Source organism: Alteromonas sp. G4i13, from assembly GCF_054960505.1.
Genome location: NZ_JBHNYX010000142.1, coordinates 1 through 269, shown reverse-complemented (window position 1 = coordinate 269; position 269 = coordinate 1). Strand labels below are relative to the sequence as shown.

Sequence of the window (269 nt, the reverse complement as noted above, 5' to 3'; positions counted from 1 at the left end):
CATGAACCCGGTTTCGCGCTCTACATACCGCAGTACATCCGCGATACCGACCGGTTGCATTCGCTTAAAAAAGGGATTGTTGACCAGAGATGTAGCGCTTTTGGTCGGCAGACGCCAGCGGGTACCGGTACGATTTTTCATGATCACATTTCGATTGTCTCCCTCATCAATATGGAGAGCAACGTCTTTGAGTGCACTTTCCAGCCGGTGTTGTTTCTCCTGTAACAATAACTCTGCGGGCTGTTTTAGTCTGTCCAGTGTTGATGAGG

General features: G+C 49.4%; 1 protein-coding gene. It reads right to left on the bottom strand.

Annotated elements, in window-relative coordinates; genetic code table 11:
* The coding region (locus tag ACFI6J_RS21670) for a hypothetical protein (RefSeq protein ID WP_462586418.1) at positions 1–269 on the bottom strand (269 nt) is incomplete at both ends.